Genomic DNA, 3,280 nt, shown 5'->3' with positions numbered 1-3,280 from the left:
CCTGGCGTACTCGAGGTACCCACTGCAGTCGTGGTGGTCATGCCCAGGTAAGCCTTGGCAACGATTTGGTGGCTGCCCAAGGGGGCGTTGGTCCAATTCCAGCTGGCGATGCGCGAGCCGTCGACACTGTTCGAGATGCTGGTGGTCGTGCCCAGAAAGGTGTTGCCGGTGCTGCCGCCGTAGAAGTTCACCTTGCCTATGGAGGCGGTACCCGAGCCCAGCTTGGCTTGCAGTGTGATGGTCGTGCCCTGGGTATATTGGCTGCCCGAGAGGGGGTTGGCCACGCTGATGTTGACGTTGCTGCCGCCGGCATCCACATACACTTTGCGCGGGGCGGCGTGGATGGGCAGTCCTTGGTCTTTGAGGCGGACGGTGGCGGTCAGCTGGTAGGGCTCAGGCCGGGCCAGGGCGCCGGTCTTGCGGGCGACATAGGTGTCGGCTTCGTTGTCGAGCAGGCCATCGAGGATCTGACCATCGACGCTGAACTCGACCTTGTCGATGACGGTACCAGCATCCTTGCCGGTGATCCGGGCGCGCAGGAACAGGTCGGCGCCCAGGCTGCCGGCGCTGATGCGGGCGTTGTCTTCTGGGGTGGTAAAACCAATATTGAGGGTGCCGGGCAGGTAGCAGTGGCTGCCGGCACAAGTCAGTGCTTTGGGGCTGCCACTGGCGCTAGGCAGGCCGTACACCAGCAAGGGGGCTTTGCCGCTGTTGTTGGCGTCGGTGATATCGAGCTCGAAGCCATGGCCGACACCGCTGGTGCGGCAGACGCTGCTGCGCTCGGGGCTGCTGAGGTTGGCGACCACGGTGCCGATGGCGGGGCTGTCGGCGCTGTGCTTGTGGGCGCGGATGCTGATGGGGTTGGGGTTGCCTTGCTCGCAGGCCCAGCCACGCAGCAGGACTTTGCCGTCTTGCAACTGCAGTCCGGTCACTTCGCCTTCGATAATGCTGTTGCCGACGGTGACGATAGTTTCCGTCGTCTTCGTTTCGATGCCATGGTTGTCGATGGCCTTGACCTGGACACGGTAGGTGCCGGCGCTGGCGATCAATTCGTGAGCAAAGCCCACTGGCTTGCGGTCGGCTGCGCCCGTAACGGTACGTTCCAGTGTGTAGCCGCTACCGTTGTCAATCCAGAACTCCAGCTTGGCTACATAGCCGTTGTCGTCTTGGGCAATGGCGGTGATGGTGACCTTGGCGGTGCCGTCACTGCCGATCACGGCTGGGTTGGGGCCGACCTGATAGGTGCTGATGATGGGCGGTGCGTTGATGACGCGGAAGTTGCTCTCCGTGCTGGTTTTCACCACGCTGCCCGTGCCATTGGCACCGCTCATGGAGACCGCATAAATCTGGTAGACCTCCAGGCTGGGCTGGTTGAACTCAACGGTCTTGCTAAAGTCAGGGCCGCTGCCGTTGACGGTGGCAAGGGTCAGTTCGCCGCCACTGCTGGGCTTGGCGCGGAAGATGACGGAGCCGATGCCGCTGCCCGTGGTTTTGGCGGTCAGTTGCAGCAGATGCGGTAGCTTGCTAATACTCAATCCACTGGCGGGGGCAGTGAGTGTGACACTGTCCGGCACGGCACCCCGCACAGTGATGGCGCCAGACTGACTGCTGTCACCCGCTACGATGACCTTGGCGCTGATCTGGTGGGTGCCGGCGGGGAAGTTGACCCAGTTGTATTCATAGGGGTCGCTGGTGTCGCTACCTAGTAGGGTAGTGCCCTGGTAGAACTCGACCCGCTGGATGGTCAGGCCGCCACCGTTGGCGTTGGCCTTGAGCACGACAGTGCTGCCAGGGGCGTAGGTTTCGCCATGCTGGGGGGTGGTCAGGCTGATGCCTGGCTTCACGCCATAGATGGTGAACGGGAAAACGTCATCGTCAACCAGGGTTTGGCCAACGTAAGCCTTGGCGGTGAGGGTGTGCGTACCGGCGGCGATATTGCTGAAGTCGACACTGTAGGGGCTGCTGTAGTCGCTGACTGGGGTGCCGGTGTCGAGCAGGAAGTCGACACGGCTGATCGTGCCGGCCGTGCCGCCATCGGCATCGGCACCGACGATGATGCTGCCGGGGTAGTTGAAGCTGCCGGTGGGGGGGATGATCTTGACGGTGGCTTGGATCCCTTGACTAACCGTGGCGGTGGCTTCGCTGGATTCCGTGGTCTCGCCCAGATTATCCCTCGCGCGCAGTTTGAAGCGGTAGCTGCCTACGCTGGCTGGGTAGGCATAGCTGAAGCCGAGGCTGGCGCTGCCCGTGCCGTAGGCGGTGTGGGCGGGTGTGCTGCCATAGGCGGCGCCATCCTTGGCGACGAACAGCTCTATTCGCTCTATCCAGCCGCCTGTGTCTTGAGCGGTGCTATTGATGGTCAGCGTGGCGGATTTGCCGGGCGTGACGGTAGCGCTGCTGGGGCTGGCGGTGATGGTGCCGAAGCTGGGCTTGATGTTGATCACTTCAACCCAGGCGCTACTATCGCCACTGGCGGTCCAATCGGTGACGCCGTCATAGTTATCGGTGGCGATGGCGAAGAAACGGTAGTACCCCGCCTTGCTGGGCATCCAGCTGCCTAAATTGTAGGTGTAGTTGCTGCCGCTCTTGGTGCCATTCCCCAACAGGGTAGCCACGCTGCTTCCGGGGCTATACATGTAGAACTGGACGGATTTTATGCTGCTGCCAGGATCCGGATCGGTGAAGGCTGCGGTGATGACCTGTGTGGCAGGCAGATTGGTAATGCGGGGATTGCTGGCGCTGTGGGTAACGCTGGGCGGGGTGTTGACGGTGACGGTCACCGTGTTGGAGGTGTGGGTACTGCCGTCATGGGCGCGGGCGATGGCGTGGGCGGTGTAGCGGCCGGCGCCGATGCCGCTGAATTCCAGGACATAGGGGGCGGTGGTGTCGCTAAAATGGGGCTGGGCGGCACCGTCGATGTAGAAGTCGACCTGTTTGACGGTGGAACTGCCGCTAGTAGCGGCGGTCAGTTTGATATTGGCCGGCGGGAGGTGGGTGCTGCCGTTGCTGCTCAGGCTGGCGGTGACGCCGGCCCAGGCGGGGCTGGTGATCGCGAATACGGTAGCTGAAGCAATGGCAAGTCCTGCGCGAAGCGCGCGCAGGCCCTTAACGTACGCGTATGGCATACGTTCTCCCTATGATTTTGGTGATGACATCAGTCAACCAGCGAACATATATTCTGGCTGGCGACGAAAGGGCGGCACTCTACCCGAGGCGGGTGAATGGTGGCAAGTCATTGTTATTGATAGATTTGCTGCAAAGCAGCAGGAATGAGGCTGGG

At 62.1% G+C, this 3,280-nt stretch carries 1 protein-coding gene; it reads right to left on the bottom strand.

Annotated features, from left to right (window positions below; genetic code table 11):
• Positions 1–3,125, bottom strand: a 3,125-nt coding sequence (locus tag QWZ03_RS13225; RefSeq protein ID WP_290333152.1) for an Ig-like domain-containing protein, incomplete at its 3' end; no start/stop codon positions are given.
• Between the last annotated feature and the right edge of the window lie 155 nt (positions 3,126–3,280).

The sequence above is a fragment of the Chitinimonas viridis genome (assembly GCF_030409555.1).
Classification (GTDB): domain Bacteria; phylum Pseudomonadota; class Gammaproteobacteria; order Burkholderiales; family Chitinimonadaceae; genus Chitinimonas; species Chitinimonas viridis.
The sequence above is the reverse complement of the archived record's forward strand: the minus strand, read 5'-3'. Positions and strand labels throughout refer to the sequence as shown.